Origin of the sequence: Streptomyces sp. NPDC006552 (assembly GCF_040611655.1) — a bacterium.
GTDB lineage: Bacteria > Actinomycetota > Actinomycetes > Streptomycetales > Streptomycetaceae > Streptomyces.
In genome coordinates this window covers 21915-36567 of the sequence record NZ_JBEXOS010000043.1, presented here as the reverse complement: position 1 = coordinate 36567, position 14653 = coordinate 21915, and the positions used below count along the sequence as shown (strand labels likewise).

The following is a 14653-nucleotide window of genomic DNA, read 5'->3' as shown; positions in this document are numbered from 1 at the left end:
GCCGTGGCTTTCCCCGACCGGCAGCGCCCCGCGCTCCCCGCGCCCGGCGGGCATTCGGTGGCCGACCACCTCCGCATGGGCGCCGTGGCTCTACCCGGCCGGTGGCACGCCGCGCCCGGAGCCTGCGGGCATTCTGAGACCGGCCACCTCCGTAGGGACACCGTGGCTTTCCCCGCCCAGCGGCGCCCCGCGCCCGACGGGCACCCTAAGACTGGCCATCTCCGCAAGGACACCGTGGCTTTCCCCGCCCGGCAACGCCCCGCGCTCCCCGCGTCCGGCGGGCACCCCATGGCCCGCCACCTCCGCATGGGCACCGCGGCTCTCCCCGCCCAGTGGCGCCCCGCGCTCCCCGCACCCGACGGGCACCCCATGACCGGCCGCCTCCGCAAGGGCACCCCATGACGCGCCACCCCGACACGCCCCGCGGCCATGAGCTGGAGGACGACGGTGACGGTGAGGCGGCCGTGCACGCGCGGATCGCCGCCCAGCTCGCCGCGCTGAGCACCGACCCGGACCGGCCCCCACCCCCGTACGCCCGTCGGCACCTGGCCCGGCACGCCGCGCTCGGGCACGTCCTGGACGACGCCCGGGTCCCGCCGCAGGCGCTCGCCTGGGACACCGGCGGCGGCATCCGCGCGCTGCTCCACCACACCCCGGCCGGCGGCCCCCGGCACTGGCTGACCGCCTGGTCCGCGATAGAGCCCTACCTGCGCGCGGCGCCGCTGCCCTCGCGGCTGGCCAGTCTGCACCTCGCCCACACCGCCCTCACCTACCCGGAGACCCCGCGCACCCGGATGCCCCCGGAGGCCGCACCGCCCGCCGACAGCCCGCTCACCGCCCACTTCGTCAACTGGCGGCTGTCCGCGAACATCTGGGCCACACTCCCCGCCACGCCCACCCGGCTGCTCACCCTGGACCACCCGCGCCGCGGCCGCCAGGTCGCCGTCGCCACCACGACCGGCGTCCTGGAGTTCCTCGACGCCGCGACCGCCCACCCCGCCGGCGCCCCGCTCGCCGCGCACACCGGTGAGATCCGCGCCGCGCACCTCAGCCCGCCGGGCCCGGACGGACGCCAGTACCTGGTGACCGCCGGCACCGACGGCACCGTACGGCTGTGGGACGCGCACCGGCACGCGGCGCTCGGCTGCCACACCGACTCCACCTGGTTCGACGACGCCCTGTGCTGCTTCGACGACCACGGCGACCTCACGGTCCGCTCGGTCAACGGCCGCAGCGAGCTGACCGGCTGGGCCCCGCCCGCACCCCCGCGGACCCTCGCCACCGCCCCCGCCGTGCTGCGCGGCGCCCTGACCACGCTGCTCGACACCGACGGCGAACGCGTCCTCGTGCACGCCGCACGCGACCTGACCGTGCACCGCCTCGACGGCACGGTCCGATCCGTGCACCCCCTGCCCACCCCCGCCCGCACCGTCACCCCCGGCGCCGAGCCCGGCCTCTTCTACTGCGGGCACGCGGACGGCAGCCTCACCTCCTGGTCCGCCGGCGGGGGACAGCTGCCCGCCACCGCGCCCGGCCACGGAGAGCCCGTCAAGGACCTGTGCCTGCTCGCCCTGGACGACGACGCCGGCGGCACGGTGCTCGCCGCCGCCCGCGGCCGCACCGTCACCCTCTGGGAGCCCGCCACCGCGACCGTGGCCGAACTGCGCGGCCACACCGACACCGTCACCGCGCTCGCCGCGCTGCCCGAGAGCCCGGACCGCCCCGGCGCGCTGCTGTCCGGGGCCGCCGACGCCACGCTGCGCCTGTGGACCGCGGCCGACATCGAGGACCGGCTCACCGCCGGCCCCACCCCCGCCCCGCGCGGCGCGTCCGGCACCGCGCTGTGGCACAGCGACAGCGGCCCGCTCATCGCGACGGCCCACGACACCACCGTCCGGCTGACCGCCACCCGCACCGGCCGCACGACCACCGCGCTGACCTGCCCCGAACCCGTGCTCGCGGTGGCCTGGGCGCGCCGCGCGGCCCAGCGCCTGCTGCTGGCCGCCGACACCACCGGCACCGTCACCGGCTGGGACCCGGCGGCACCCGCCCGGCCGCCGCTGACGCTCCTGGACTGCGGCGCCCCCACCCGCCTCCTCGCCGCCTGCGCGAGCGCGGACGGCGCGCTGTCCCTGCTCCTGACGGCCTCGGACGACTACCGCGTGCGCCTGTGGGACCTGCACACCGCCACCCGGCTGCGCACCTGGGACCGCCACACGATGAGCGTCAAGGCGCTCGCCGCCGCCTGCGCCGGCGACGGCCGGCCCTGGCTCGCCTCCGCCGGCACCGAGGGCGTGGTCCGCCTGTGGGACCCCGCCGCACCCGACGACAGCGCCGGGCGGATCCACTGCGACCAGGGCATCGTCCACGCGCTCGCCCTCAACACCGAACCCGCCGACGGCCTCCCGCCGTTCCTGGTGACCGCCGGCGACCAGGCGGACATCCGGCTGTGGGACCTGGCCACCACGCGGCCCCTCGGCCCGCGTCTGACGGGCCATCACGCCCCGGTGCACGCCCTCGCCACGTTCACGGCCGAGCGCCGCGCCTACGTCGTCAGCGCCTCCCGCGACGGCATTGTGCGGCTGTGGGACGCGGCCACCTGCCGCCCCCTGCTCACCGTGGCGACGGCGACCCCGCTGACCTGGCTGGACGCCACGCCCCACCCCGCCGCCGCGACCGTCGATCTCACCCTGGCAGGACCCGCGGGAACGGCCCTGACCAGCCTGGACCTCGCCCACCCGGCCCTGGCGGGCTGAGCGCCCGCACCCACCGGCCGCGCACCGCCACCCGCCCCGCCGCGACGGACACCGGCACCACCGCCACCGGCTCCGACACATGCTCACGGTCTATGCGCCCCCCGGAATGCCTCGTGCGCCCCCGGGATGTCTCGCAAGTGGCTCGCGTCCCGGCAGCCCGGCCCGCACAATTGATCAATTGTCCCGCGTCCCTGTTCCCGCCCTGGTCAGGACGGGCGGCACAGCGGACCACCCCGGACCCGCCGGCCGGAGCCGGCGGGCCGCCCCGTTCAGAGGGCCTGAGCGGACGACGACCGGAGCCGAACGCCATGACCTCCAGCCCAGCAGCCGACGTCAGACTGATACCGGCCCCCGCGGAGGGCGTCTGGCGACTGGGCAAGACCTCCGATCCGCTCAGCTACGACACCCTCGCGCCGGCGGACGAGCAGAGCACGGCGGGCAACGCCTGGAGCGCCTGCGCGTACGGCACCTTGTACTGCGCCTCCCAGCAGGACGGCTGCTTCGCCGAGGCCCTCGCGCCCTTCCGCGTCCACCCCGACATGCGCGAACTCGTCGAGGGCGACTGGCATGAGCCGTACTTCGTCGGGCCGGGGAAGATGGTGCGGGACTGGAGCGCCAAGCACACCCTGGTGCGATTAGAACCCGCCAAGGAGAGCCGCTTCCTGGACGTCGGTGACGAGACCACCCTCAAAGCGCTCACCGCCGTGTTCGAACTCCGGTTCGAAGAGTTCGGCGTCACCTCGCCCGGGCTCACCCGCGAGCACACCCTGGGCTTCCACCGCCGCCTCACCCGCGCCATCGCCCGCTGGGCCCACGAACAGCGCACCCCGCAGGGCACCCCGAGCATCCACGGGATCGCCTACAAGTCCCGCTTCGGCATGCGCCAGTGCTGGGCGGTCTTCGACAACACCACCGTCGAACAGCTGGAGTCGACCTACGTCTTCCCCGAGTCGGTCCCCCTGCGCACGGTCGCCCACGAGTACGGCCTCCAGATGTACTGACCCCCCGGTTCCCCACCCGCAACACACCCGAACCCCACCGGTAAAGGCGCCTGAAGGCGGCGGAAAGCAGCCAAATATAGGGGCGGCCCGAGTGGCCAAAAGTCCGCGAACGGCCAGGGGAACCGCAGGTGGGAGCCGTTGGAGGGGTGGCTTCGCGCGGTCGCCGCGGTGTATGACGCCCGCTCAAAGTCGTCATCGGCAGGTGGAGTTGGCCTACCACCGTGGGTACGCTTTTGGTTACAGACCATGGAGGGAGGGCGTCATGAAGCAGTGCAGGGGGCAGTCCGCGCGGTCGTCGCGAGGGTCCGCCGCCGTGCCCGCGCGGCCCTCCATGCCCGCCGGCCGCCGCCCGAGCGGCCCCGCCGAGCCCCGCAGCGGTCACGCTTCCCCGCGGGCCCGCGTCCAGCCTCGAAGCGATCCCGGCTCGTCGGTCCGCACCCCACCCGGGCAGGCCGCCGAGTCTCACCACCCGTCTCCCGGCGTGCACTCACCCCCTGGTTCTCACGGTGACGCCCCCGGGTCAGCGAGGGAGACCCTCATGCCCCCGATCAAGACCACGCCCCGCGGTGCGTCGGCCGCCCTCCGAGCGCACAGTGCCGCCGTCAGTACCCCCATCGCCGACATCGCGCGATTCCTCCAGGACAATCTCGGCCAGCGCCTCACCGCGCGGATGGCCGGGATCAACGACGCCAAGCAGGTAGGCCGCTGGGCCGCCGGCACCAGCCGGCCCCGGCCCGAGGCCGAGGCCCGGCTGATCGACGCGATCCAGATCTTCCACCTCATCCAGGCCGCGGAGTCCGTCTACACGGCCCGCGCGTGGATGATCGGCATGAACCCGCAGCTGGAGGACATGGCTCCGGCCCTGTGTATCGCCGACGACCGTGCCCGGGACGTCATGGTCGCGGCCCGCGCCTATGTCGAGGCCACCGACAGCACGTCCGGACCGGCCCCGGCCGATTCCTGAACCGCACGGCCCGTCCCGTCCGCCCGACAGCCGTTCCCGCCCCCGTACTGGGGCGGGAACGGCTGTCCGGCGTCCGCCCTCCTGCGACTCCGTGATTCGCGGACCGTCCCAGAATTGACTTCGGTCGAAGAAATTTCGACAATGCGGGCGTGACGGACAGGGACGACGAGCGGGAACTCGCCGAGGCGGTGGCCGCGTTGCGGGCCGCCGAGGAGCGGGTCGCCGACGCTCTGCGCGGCTACCTGTCCCGCGACCCGGTGACGGGCCGCCCGCCGCACGGCCGGATCGGACGCGCCGCGCGCCTCACCGGCTGGGGCGAGCAGCGGGTGAAGGAGACTGTCACCCCGGCCCTGGCGGAGCGCCGGCGGGCCAAGCGGAAGGCGACCGGTTCATGAGTGACTTCGACGCCATCGACTCGCTGCTCGACTCGGTCGCCCCCGAGGCGGCGCTCCCCGCCCCCGACGTCCGGCGCGACCTGCGCGAACGGGCTCGCCTCTCGAAGGCGCAGGTGGCCCGTGCGCTGGGCGTCAGCCCCACCACGCTCACCGGCTGGGAGACCGGGCGCGACCCGGCCGGCACCGTCCGCGAGAAGTACGCGTACTTCCTGGACGGGCTCGCCACCAGGCTCGCCGTGGCCCAGGAGGACGAGGCCGCCGCGCAGGACCCGGCCACGGACAGCGCCGCCGCCGCGGGTGCGACTGGCCCCGGCGGGCCCGGAACCGTCGCGGCCGCCGCCTTCCAGGCGGGCGACGACGTCGAGAGTCTGGCCGTGCCCGAGCCCTGTGTCCTGTGCGGGCGGCCGGCGGCCCAGCGCGTGGCCGGGTTCACCCAGCACCTCGACCCGGCGGAGTGCGGCCGTGCACCCGGCGCCGCCGACACGCCCGGCGCTTCCGGCGCTTCCGGCGCTTCCGGCACGCCCGGCGCTTCCGGCGCTTCCGGCGCTTCCGGCACGCCCGGCTCGTCCGGCGCGCCCGGCACGCCCGTTTCCGGCGCTCCTAGCACGCCCGGCGCTCCCGGCACTCCGAGCGCTTCCGGAACTCCGAGCACTCCCCACACTCCGAGCACTCCCCACACTCCGAGCGCTCCCGACGCTCCCAGCACTCCGAGCGCTTCCGGAACTCCGAGCACTCCGCGCGCTCCCAGCGCTCCCCGCACGCCCGGCGCTCCCGCCGCCCCGGACACGAAGGCCGCTGCTCCCGCCAGCCCCGCCACCCCCCGGGCGGTGAAGCGGCCCGCGCAGCCCAAGCCGCCCACCCGGCGCGCGTTCCAGCCGTCGAACGAGCCGGGTGATCTCATCGGGCAGGCCGTCCAGGCGGCGCTCGCCGCGCACGAGGGAGACGTGGAGGCGGCGACCGCGGCGCTCATCAAGCGCGCGATCCCGGACGCGATGGCGCTCCTCGACGAGACCCGCAAGGGCGCCCGCTACGACGTGATCGCCCACCCTTGGATGCCGGACATCCTCAAGAAGCAGACCTCGCGCGGCGCCGACCAGATCTGGGAGGCCCGGCCCAAGTGGACCCGGCCCGACCTGCCGCCCGGCGAGCACGAGGTGACCGCCCTCGACATCAACGGCGCCTACCTCTCCGCCCTGAAGACCCACCTCCCCATCGGCCAGCTGGAACACTCCACCGGCTTCGGCCACGACCGCCGCCGCGCCGGCGTCCACCTGATCACCCCCGCGCCCTGGCCCCACGACGACGTCCTGCCCAACCCGCTCGGACAGCGCGACGAGCCGGGCCCGCTCTGGGTCACCGAACCCACCCTGCGCCTGCTGCAACGCGTCTCGGGGCCCCGGCACGGCCTGTGCGACCCGCCCGAGATCCACGAGTCGTACACCTCGGGCGCGACCGAGAACCTGCTGGAGAAGTTCCGGATCGCCCTCAAGGACGCCCGCGACACGGCCCTCGCCGACGAGGACGACGTCACCCTGGAGTACGTGAAGGCGATGTACTCCAAGTTCGTCTCGACGATGGGGGAGTCGAACTACAACCGGGAGCTGTACCGTCCGGACTGGATGCACCTCGTCCGCTCCCAGGCCTTCGCCAACCTCTGGATGAAGGCGCTCAAGGCGTACGAGGAGGGCCTCACCGTCGTCCGCGCGATGGGCACCGACGAACTCCACCTCATCGGCGACTGGCGCCGTGTCTTTCCCGAGGGGCGGGGCGTCACCGAGGTAAAGGTGAAGGACGTCTACACCGCCGGCGCCGCCGCGGACGACGACGAGGCGACGCGCGGGGAGGACGAGTAAGTGCCGGAGCGCACCAAGGAGTTCGGGAAGTTCGGGGCCCAGGGCATCAAGGGGCACGAGGCGGTCGCCCGCCAGCTCGACCGGCTCGCCGGCTTCATCGCCACGCCCGTCACCCAGCGCCGCGGCCTGCTGGCCCGCCTGCACTACCTGACCCGCACCGACCACGCGAAGGCCGCCGCGCGCCGGGCGGGCCTCACCGTCACCGACCGCACCCTGAAGGCCTGGCTGGAGGGCCGGCGCAACCCGACGGCGAAGAACCTGGACCGCATCGAGACCGCCTACCGTACGGTCCGCCGCGCCAACGTCTCCCGGCACCTGCTGGCCCGCCTCAACCGCCGCGGCCGCGGCACCCGGGTCGAGTTCCACCCGCTCAACCAGTCCCGGGTCCCGCGCCCGCTCCAGCGCGCCGTCGACTACCGCACGCTCAACGTCCGCCGCTGGGACCGGATCGTCGACGCCTGGTCCCGCGACGACGGCACGGCCCTGGACGACGCGTGGATCAACGACGTGGTCGTCGACCTCGGCTCGCAGTGGGGCGAGTACGAGTACGTGACGAACATCGGCTTCGCGGCCTGAACCCCCAGGCCCGCGCTCAGGCGGTGGAGGGCGCGACCTGCGCCGGGCAGTCGCGGTCCAGCTCCCGCTCGGTGCGCCGCAGCACGATCGAGTCCGCGATCTCACCGCTGCGCACCGCGATGTTCGACAGCAGCGACGACGTCAGGCCGTGGCTGTGCTCGGTGCCGCCCTGGAGATAGACACCGCAGCTCAGGTCCGAGGCGGCGACGAGGCGGTAGTCGCGCTCCACCCGGTGCCTGCCCGCCGCGTCGCGCTGGAAGTGCCGGTCGAAGTCGCCGAGCAGCCGGGCCGGGTCGAGGCCGTCGTAGCCGGTGGCGAAGACCAGGGCGTCGACAGCGAGGTCCTCCGTGCGGTCGTCGAGCAGCGAGCGCAGCACCACCCGCGTCCCGCTCCCGGCCCGGACCACCTCGGCGACCCGGGTGAGGTTGCGGAAGTGCAGCCGCCGCTCGCCGCGGACCTGCTCGTCGTACGAGCGCTGGTACAGGGCCCGGATGACGTCGGCGTCGACCACCGAGTAGTTGGTGTTGCGGTGGTAGCGCCAGAACGCGTCCTGGGCGCGCTCGGTGCCGAAGTAGTACTCGTCGACCGCGCCGGGGTCGAAGACCTGGTTGGCGAAGGGGGTGTCGTCGGCGATCGAGTAGCCGTAGGACGGGATGATCGCGGAGACCTGGGCGTGCGGCAGCGCGTCGTGCAGGAAGCGGGTGATCTCGGCCGCGCTCTGGCCCGCGCCGACGACCGCCACACTCTTCAGGTCGTCCGGCGCGTGCGCGCCGAACCTGCTCAGGAACTGCGAGCTGTGCCACACGCGCTCGTCGGCCGTCACGCCCTTGGGCAGGCGCGGCACCAGCCCCGTGGAGATCGCCACGTTGCGCGCGGTGACCACCTGGGTGGTGCCGTCGGCGCCGCGTGCCTCGATCTCCAGGACGTCGGGCGCCTCGGCCCCGGCCGTGGCGCCGGGCCTGATCGAGGTGACCTCCGCGCCGTAGGTGACCCGGTCCGCGAGGCCGGCGGCCGCCCACTCCAGGTACTGGTGGAACTCCTGCCGGGTCGGGAAGAAGTCCTGGTTGTTCACGAACTGCACGAGACGGTTCGAGGCGTGCAGAAAGGAGATGAAGCTGAACCGGGACATGGGATTCCTGAAGGTCGCCAGGTCCTTGAGGAACGAGATCTGCATGGTCGTCGACGGCAGCAGCATGTTCCGGTGCCAGCCGAACGACGGCTGCCGCTCGAAGAAATGGGACGTGACCGGAGACTGCGGAGCGCTCGCCCCGTGCTCCTCCAAAGCGATCGCGAGCGACAGGTTGGACGGGCCGAACCCGATACCGACCACATCGTAGATCTCCTGGCTGCGCCTGCCCGTTGTGCCCATAGAAAACTCTCCCGTTCGCGTCTGGAAAACTCGGCCGGTGACCCGAGAGACCGTCTCGTGGTGCAGTGTTGCCCCGGCGACTGGCCGAAATGCAACTCGAGGACGGCATGAGCGCCGTTAGAGGCTCACTTGACTTCCGCCGGAGCCGAAAGCGTTGTCCCGTCGACAGGACGGCGATACGGTCGGCGCAAATTCTCGCCAGAGGCCACGCCGTGCGTCGCCCCTGCCCTGCGCCGGAATTCCCGAGGGGTGAATCCGTATGTTCGTGCCCAGCTTCTACCGTGAACCGGACAATTCGTGGATGGTGGACCTGATCCGTGGTAATCCACTCGCGCTGGCCGTGAGCAACGGCCGCCCCGAGGAGGGCCCCTACGCCACGCATCTGCCGGTCATCTTCGACCCGGAGGCGAACGGTGCCGGGTCCGGCGAACTGACGGGGACGACGCTGCTCGGGCATCTGAACCGGGCCAATCCGCACTGGGCGGCGCTGGAGACGGGCGGCGTCCTGCTGCTGACGTTCACCGGGCCGCACACCTATGTGTCACCCACCGTGTACGAGAAGACGCCGGCCGCCCCGACCTGGAACTTCACCTCGGTGCATGTCCGCGGCGTGGTGGAGAAAATCGACTCGACCGAGGAGACGCTGGACGTGGTGCGCTCCACCGTGCGCGCCTTCGAGGGCGAGTTCGGCAACGGCTGGGACATGACCGGATCGCTCGACTACTTCCGCAAGATCGTGCCCGCCGTGGGCGCCTTCCGGTTCACGGTGACCGGGGCCGAGGGCATGTTCAAGCTCAGCCAGGAGCAGCCGGGCGAGGTGCGCGAGCGGGTACGGGAGTCGTTCGGGCAGAGCGCGTGCACGTACAAGCGCGAGACGGCCGGGCTGATGAGCCGCCTGCCGTGACGGGCGCCGCGATGGCGGCCGCGTCCCGGCACAGCCGCGTCAGGCGCTGATGGCCACCGGACGGGTCCGCTCGGTGAGCGCCTCGGACCAGGCGCTCTCCTGGTGCTCCTCCCCCTTGTCGCGCTTGTCACGCTCCTTCAGGGCGCTCGCGGCCGCGCTGTCCAGCGTGACCGTCACCCACTGCTCGAAGTCGACGCCCAGCTGTTCGGCCGCCTTGTGCCACCACTGGAGGCGGCTGCACGGGAACTGAAGACCGCCGCTCGGCTCGTCGCCGCCGGCCCGGGGCCGCTGCCCGCCCTGGCGCGCCGCGCGGATGGCGCCGCGCAACTGCTTGGTGCTCCACCGCCGGTGCTCGGCCTGGTCCAGCCAGCGGTCCTGCTCCCCGGTGGGCAGCGAGGCCAGCTCGGCGTGGTGCTGGAAACTCAGGGCCGGCCGGCGCCGGGAGAGCTCGAAGCGCCGCGCGACCCACGCGTAGTTGCGCAGCGTCTGGTACGAGAGACCGGCGGCGCGGATGCCGCGCTGGTACCGGTCGCTGTAGTGGTCCTTGCCGTAGACGAGCCAGTCGCCCAGCCACCACGAGGACGAGTCGAGGACGTCGGCGAGCTGACGGCCGGCCTGCTCCCACTCGTCGTAGGCCGCTCCGGCCGGCATCTGCAGGCCCACCTTGGTCGTCAGCACCTGGCCGCGGCGCGGCAGGGCCGTCGTCGCGGACCGCTGCGGCGCCGGGGACTGCAAGGTGGCGGTGGGTGGCGGGCCGCCCTGCGACCCCGCGGTTCGACCGGCCTGACGCGCCATCATGCCTCCATGGGAAGGGTGCACATAACTGGCGAGAAGTGTGGCCAGGCGGGCTGGAGCGGCACTCGAAGGCCGCACGACGTTCGCTTCAGAAGGCGGGCGCCGCGCCCGCCGCGTGGAGCGCCGCGGTCGCGTCGCGTTCGATCAGCCCGAGCAGCGGCGCGGGGTCGTCCTGGAAGTAGAAGTGGCCGCCGTCGAGCACCCGAAGGCCCAGGAAGTGCTCGGTGTGCGCCGCCCAGCCGGCCATCCGGCGCGGCGAGGCGGAGCGGTCCGCGGCGCCCGCGAACGCCGAGAGGGCCACCGGCAGCGGACGGGTGGCGGGGGCCGGGCGCCACGTCTCGACCAGGCGCAGGTCGGCCCGGATGATCGGCTCGAACAGGTCCCACAGACCGGGGTCGTCGAAGACCTCGTCGGGCGTGCCGCCGAGCAGTCTCAGCCGCGTGCGCAGCTCGGCGTCGGGCAGCTCGTGATAGCTGCGCCCCGGACCGGCCGACTGCGGCGCGGACCGGGCGGAGAGCCCCGCCCACACCGGCGGCGGCAACCCCCGGTCGACGGCCCGCCGAGTGATCTCGTACGTCAGCAGAGCGCCCATGCTGTGCCCGAACAGGGCGTAGGGGCAGGTCAGTTCGGGCTCGATGCCGTCCAGCAGGACATCGGCGAGCCGGCCCGCGTCGGTGATCTGCGGCAGGTCGAGGTAGAGGCCGTGGCCCGGGGCGTCGAGCAGCCGCACGTCCCAGGTGTGCGGCAACCCGGCCGGCCAGTTGCGGTACAGCAGATGCGAGCCGCCCGCGTGGTGCAGGACGAACAGGCGCAAGGCAGGACGGTCGGCGTCCATCGCACTCCTCGGATCGGGCCGCGCCTCGTCGGGCCGCGGAGCGGGGTCCGGCCGGCGGGCGCGGGGGACGGCAGCGGGCGCTCCCTCGACCGCCGCGGCGGGAGGAAGGGGCCTGGATCCGGCCCCGGGCAGCCCTGGGGCGGCATCGTGGCACAGGAAGGCGGCCCGGTACAGGCCATCCCGGCCCGGCACCCGGCCGGGCGGGCGACCGGGCCGCCGGCGGGCCTGCCGCCCTTGTAGCGCCGACGGCCGGTTCCTTACGGTGACGGGGCAACGCCAAGGGGCCGCCACCGCACCGCCGGTCGCCCTGTCCGGCCGGGCACCCCGGGTGTCCCGTCGACCGGACAGCCGGCTGTCCCGCCGGCCGGACGCCACCGGCCCGGCCCCCGCCCGGTGCTTCGACGCACCTGGCCTGGCGTTATCCCATCCCGGGTCACTCCATGACGGTTAAGGACGGTGCCAGTTGAGCACGAACCCCTTCGATGACGAGGACGGCCGCTTCCACGTTGTGGTCAACGACGAGGAGCAGCACTCCCTCTGGCCGGTTTTCGCCGAGGTGCCCGCCGGCTGGCGCGTCGTCTTCGGCGACGCGGCCAGGGCCGAGTGCCTGGAGTACGTCGAGCGGAACTGGACCGACCTGCGGCCCCGCAGCCTGCGGGAGGCCATGGCGGCGGACTGACCCCGCAGCGGTCCCGCGACGTCCGTGAATCCCGGCCGTCGCGGGCCGCGCAAGCCGAGCGTCGCGGGCCGCACGGGGGCTCCGTCGAGTGAATCGGTGTACGCCCAAAAAGACACTCTGAGTGGGGAGATGAAGGCTGTGACGGGCGCTGTGAGAACCGCGAGCAGATACAAGGCGAGGCCGGGGGAGAGCGGCGACGAGCCCGCACGGCGGGAGACGGTGCTGCCCTTCGTGGGGTCGCAGGCCACCGTGGGCACGTCGGGGATGACCTTCCCGCAGAACCTCTCCGAGCGCTCCTGGGAGCGGATCGGGACCGACCTGCGCGAGCTGGTGAACTCCTCGGCATGGTGGCTCGCCGACTGGCTGATCTACGGGGAGGCCACCTACGGCTGGCGGCGGTACAAGGAGGCGATCGAGCGCACCGGCCTCGACTACCAGACCCTGCGCAACTACGCGTGGGTGGCCCGGCGGTTCGAGCACCACCGCAGGCGCGACGCCCTCAGCTTCGCCCACCACGCCGAGGTGACCCGGCTCGCGCCGCCGGAGCAGGACTACTGGCTGCGCAAGGCCGAGCAGCAGAAGTGGTCGCGCAACGAACTGCGCAGGGCGGTGCGCGCGAGCGTGGCAGCGCAGAACGACGCCGCAGCCGAACTCCCCGCCGGCGCCGAGCAGGAGGTGCCCCGGCTTGCCGACGCGGCGGCCGCCGACAAGCGCCGCCAGAAGGTCACCACGCTCACCATCGAGCTCTCCGCCGGCCAGCTGGAGTACTACTCGAAAGCCGCCGCCGCGCACGGTCTGCCCGTCGACAAGTGGGTCACCCAGGTGCTCGAGACCTCCGAGCGGCGCACCGCCTGAGCGCGGACCGCCCCCAAGCGCAGGAGTCAGTCGATGATCCTTCAGGGAAAGCGCGTCCCCCTGCCACCGCAGCCCGTCGTGCACCGGAAGTTCGAGGCGCACGCGGCGGCCACCCCCGACGCCGTCGCCGTGCGGCGGGCCGGCGCACAGATGACGTACGCGCAACTGGACGCGGCGGCCAACCGGTTCGCGCACTTCCTCGTCGCCCGCGGGCACGGCCGGGGCGCGAAGATCGGCGTCTGTCTCGACTACTCGGCCGAGATGCTCGTCGCCATCCTCGGCACGCTGAAGGCCGGCGCCGCCTATGTGCCGTTCGACCCGGCCTACCCGGCCGCGAGGCTGCGGCTGCTCCTCACCCACGTGCCCGGCCTCGCCCTGATCGTGGCCTCGCCGGCGACGGCCGGCATGGTCGAGTCGGCGGCCGTCGAGGTCGTCGACCTGGACCAGCTCGCCGGGCACCTGGCGGAGCTGCCCGCGACCGCCCCCGGCACGGCCGTCACCGGGGACGACGTGTGCTACGCGGTCTTCACCTCCGGCTCCACCGGCACCCCGAAGCTGACCGCCGTACGGCACGCGGGCTGGTACAACCTCATGCACTGGCTGCAACTGGAGTACGGCCTGCACCGCGGCTCGCACCACCTCGTGGTCAGCGCGTTCGGCTTCGACCTCTCCCAGCGCGCGCTGATGACCCCGCTGTTCTGCGGCGCCACGCAGAACCTGCTGGCGAGCCGGAACTTCGACGCGATGATGGCGTACCGCGCGCTGCGCGAGGACGGCATCCGGGTCGTGCACTGCGCCTCCAGCACGCTCTACCTGCTGGTGGACTGGGAGACCGCGCGCGGCGGCGACGCCCTCACCCGCCTCGACTACGTGCTGTTCGGCGGCGAGCCGCTCAAGCCCGAGCGGCTCACCGGCTGGGCCCGGCGCCCCGGCAACACCTGCACCCTGCTGCACCAGTACGGCGTCGCCGAGTGCACCGACGTCGCGACGTCGTACGACCTCGCCGCGTACCGTCCGGACGTACAGGACGTCGTGCCCGTCGGCCGGCCCGCCTACAACACCGACATCCACCTCCTCGACGCGCGGATGCGCGGCGTCGCGGCGGGCGAGGACGGTGAGATCTGCATCTCCGGGGCCGGCGTCGGCGCCGGATACCTGGGCGGCACCGGCCCCGAGAACGCGAAGTTCACCACGGTCGAGGTCGACGGCGTGCCGCGCAGGCTGTACCGCACCGGCGACCGCGGCCGGATCGGCGCGGACGGCGAACTCCTCGTCCTGGGACGGCTGGACGCGCAGGTGAAGGTGCGGGGCATGCGCATCGACCCCACCGACATCGAGCGCGCGCTCGGCCGGCTGACCGGGGTCAGGGAAGCCGCCGTCGTGGTCACGTACACCGCGGCCGGCGAGGCCGAACTGACCGCGTTCCTCGTACCGGCGGACGGAGCGGACGAGAGGCTCACCGAGCACGACGTGCGGGCCCGGCTGCTCGAGACGCTGCCGCGGAACATGGTGCCGGCCCGTTTCCGGCACATCGCGCGTATTCCCCTGAGCCCGCACGGAAAAGTCGACCGCGCGGCGCTGGCCGACGCCTGCGCCCCAAGAGAGGACTGTGATGATTTCGGAGCGCGTGCACGCCATCTGGTGCCGGGAACTCGACCGCGATGACATAGC

At 73.6% G+C, this 14653-nt stretch carries 13 protein-coding genes; 10 read left to right on the top strand and 3 right to left on the bottom strand.

Annotation, left to right across the window (positions count from 1 at the left end; all coding sequences use genetic code 11):
- Positions 1–398 precede the first annotated feature (398 nt).
- From ABZY33_RS23570 to ABZY33_RS23545, 6 genes are all read left to right on the top strand, one after another.
- Positions 399–2756: a WD40 repeat domain-containing protein gene (locus ABZY33_RS23570; protein ID WP_356493614.1), complete on the top strand. Its 2358-nt coding sequence runs from the start codon at positions 399–401 to the stop codon at positions 2754–2756.
- 308 nt (positions 2757–3064) lie between these two features.
- Positions 3065–3757 (top strand): RES domain-containing protein, encoded by a 693-nt coding sequence (locus ABZY33_RS23565; RefSeq protein WP_356493613.1) that lies wholly within the window; start codon positions 3065–3067, stop codon positions 3755–3757.
- Between the two features lie 538 nt (positions 3758–4295).
- Positions 4296–4721 (top strand): XRE family transcriptional regulator, encoded by a 426-nt coding sequence (locus ABZY33_RS23560; protein ID WP_356493612.1) that lies wholly within the window; start codon positions 4296–4298, stop codon positions 4719–4721.
- A 149-nt stretch (positions 4722–4870) separates the two neighbouring features.
- Positions 4871–5116, top strand: a complete 246-nt coding sequence (locus ABZY33_RS23555; RefSeq protein ID WP_356493611.1) for a hypothetical protein — start codon at positions 4871–4873, stop codon at positions 5114–5116.
- Positions 5113–6969, top strand: coding sequence for a helix-turn-helix domain-containing protein (locus tag ABZY33_RS23550; RefSeq protein ID WP_356493610.1), 1857 nt, complete (start codon positions 5113–5115; stop codon positions 6967–6969). The genes ABZY33_RS23555 and ABZY33_RS23550 overlap by 4 nt, the downstream gene beginning before the upstream one ends.
- Entirely contained in the window at positions 6970–7545 is a 576-nt protein-coding gene (locus tag ABZY33_RS23545; protein ID WP_356493609.1) for a transcriptional regulator, read from the top strand. It begins immediately after the preceding gene.
- A gap of 16 nt (positions 7546–7561) precedes the next feature.
- On the opposite strand, the gene ABZY33_RS23540 is transcribed toward ABZY33_RS23545, so the two are convergent.
- Positions 7562–8914, bottom strand: coding sequence for a lysine N(6)-hydroxylase/L-ornithine N(5)-oxygenase family protein (locus tag ABZY33_RS23540; RefSeq protein ID WP_356493608.1), 1353 nt, complete (start codon positions 8912–8914; stop codon positions 7562–7564).
- A 259-nt stretch (positions 8915–9173) separates the two neighbouring features.
- Between ABZY33_RS23540 and ABZY33_RS23535 the strand changes: the two genes are divergently transcribed.
- Positions 9174–9818: an FMN-binding negative transcriptional regulator gene (locus tag ABZY33_RS23535; protein WP_356493607.1), complete on the top strand. Its 645-nt coding sequence runs from the start codon at positions 9174–9176 to the stop codon at positions 9816–9818.
- A gap of 39 nt (positions 9819–9857) precedes the next feature.
- On the opposite strand, the gene ABZY33_RS23530 is transcribed toward ABZY33_RS23535, so the two are convergent.
- Both ABZY33_RS23530 and ABZY33_RS23525 read right to left on the bottom strand, forming a co-directional pair.
- On the bottom strand, positions 9858–10616 hold the full coding sequence (locus ABZY33_RS23530; RefSeq protein ID WP_356493606.1) for an LmbU family transcriptional regulator: 759 nt from the start codon (positions 10614–10616) through the stop codon (positions 9858–9860).
- A gap of 85 nt (positions 10617–10701) precedes the next feature.
- Entirely contained in the window at positions 10702–11448 is a 747-nt protein-coding gene (locus ABZY33_RS23525) for a thioesterase domain-containing protein (protein WP_356493605.1), read from the bottom strand.
- 463 nt (positions 11449–11911) lie between these two features.
- Here ABZY33_RS23525 and ABZY33_RS23520 point away from each other — a divergent pair, with 463 nt between their 5' ends.
- From ABZY33_RS23520 to ABZY33_RS23510, 3 genes are all read left to right on the top strand, one after another.
- The gene (locus tag ABZY33_RS23520; RefSeq protein ID WP_356493604.1) at positions 11912–12127 is read left to right on the top strand and encodes an MbtH family protein; all 216 of its coding nucleotides are present in this window, start codon (positions 11912–11914) and stop codon (positions 12125–12127) included.
- 138 nt (positions 12128–12265) lie between these two features.
- On the top strand, positions 12266–12982 hold the full coding sequence (locus ABZY33_RS23515) for an LmbU family transcriptional regulator (RefSeq protein ID WP_356493603.1): 717 nt from the start codon (positions 12266–12268) through the stop codon (positions 12980–12982).
- A 33-nt stretch (positions 12983–13015) separates the two neighbouring features.
- Positions 13016–14647: an amino acid adenylation domain-containing protein gene (locus ABZY33_RS23510; RefSeq protein WP_356493602.1), complete on the top strand. Its 1632-nt coding sequence runs from the start codon at positions 13016–13018 to the stop codon at positions 14645–14647.
- The last annotated feature ends 6 nt before the right edge of the window (positions 14648–14653 follow it).